Origin of the sequence: Lysinibacillus composti, assembly GCF_016908465.1 — a bacterium.
Lineage (GTDB): Bacteria > Bacillota > Bacilli > Bacillales_A > Planococcaceae > Ureibacillus > Ureibacillus composti_A.
Genome location: NZ_JAFBDY010000058.1, coordinates 1 through 1,344 on the forward strand (window position 1 = coordinate 1; position 1,344 = coordinate 1,344).

At 37.1% G+C, this 1,344-nt stretch carries 1 protein-coding gene; it reads left to right on the plus strand.

The window, feature by feature from the left end; all coding sequences use genetic code 11:
- Positions 1 to 128 precede the first annotated feature (128 nt).
- A complete protein-coding gene (locus tag JOD29_RS20305) occupies positions 129 to 1,013 on the plus strand; it encodes a radical SAM/SPASM domain-containing protein (RefSeq protein WP_124767070.1) in 885 nt (294 codons plus the stop codon).
- Positions 1,014 to 1,344: the final 331 nt, after the last annotated feature.

The following is a 1,344-nucleotide window of genomic DNA, read 5'->3' on the forward strand; positions in this document are numbered from 1 at the left end:
GTTTCTAGTCAATTCCATTTTAACAAACAATAGAGGTATTTTTTTATTTATTTTCACCTATTTCCATTTAATGTAATCGTTTTTCAGTGACTTCGACCTGTCCCCGTGTCCCTAAAGAGAGGAAATTTATGACGACGAAAAAATTTAAGAAGTTTTACTTGGAGATTACGAGTGTATGTAATCTTGCATGCAGTTTTTGCCCGCCAACAGAAAGGCAGAAGCAATTTATCTCTATAGAGGATTTTACTAAAAGATTAGACCAAATTAAACCGCACACAGACTACATCTACTTACATGTAAAAGGTGAGCCACTGCTGCATCCGAAAATCGGTCAATTGTTAGATGTATGTCATGAAAAAGGGTTTAAGGTTAATATCACAACCAATGGAACGTTAATTAATAAAAAAAGAGATAAATTATTAAATAAACCTGCCCTAAGACAAATGAATTTCTCATTACATAGCTTTGATGGCCATATTGGTTCTAAAGATAAGGAAGGGTATGTGAAAAGTATTCTTTCGTTTATTAAAGAAGCAACGAGTCAATCAGAGATGCTTGTTTCCTTAAGACTGTGGAACCTTACGCAGGACAATAAGACGAATTTGGAACGACAACGAAACCGAGAATTGTTAGAAATTATTGAGAAGGAATTTGATTTAGACTATAAAATTGAAGAGAGAGTCGAACCAGGTAGTGGCATTAAAATTGCAGAACGTATCTATATCAACCAAGATTACGAGTTTCAGTGGCCTGCGTTACACGAGGAGGAAGATGATGGCAAAGGCTTCTGCCATGGTCTACGAAATCAAGCAGGTATATTGGCAAACGGTACCGTCATTCCTTGTTGTTTAGATGGCGAGGGAGTAATCAATCTTGGGAATATTAATGAAAACTCATTTTCTGAGATTATCGAGATGGATCGAGCAAAAAACCTTGTCGATGGCTTTTCACGAAGAGAAGCAGTAGAGGAACTATGTAGAAAATGCGGCTATCGTAAAAGGTTTGGGAAATAAATTGAGAAATGAGTAATTGTGTGATTTGATTGCGCTTGTGTGATCACCATCCTGAAATCCTATGGTTACTGGTGGCAACAATAGGGGGGGACGGGTAGCTGGTGGGTGTGGTCTATTGGTTGGGGTGGTAGATTGAGATTCCGATTAAGATTTTGATCCCGATTAGGGTTCTGATTAAGATTTCGATTCAGATTAGGGTTAGGATTCCGATTCCAATCAGATAAATAACGGAAGAGAACGATTAAGTCCATATAATTGTGTAAAAAGAAAAGAGTCATTTTATGCCCTCTTGGATACAATGTTTTCAACGACGATAAACATTAGAAAAGAG

Bases quoted from the DNA above. Each gene is read 5' to 3' on its own strand.
- JOD29_RS20305 (WP_124767070.1), top strand. From the start codon at position 129: ATGACGACGAAAAAATTTAAGAAGTTTTACTTGGAGATTACGAGTGTA.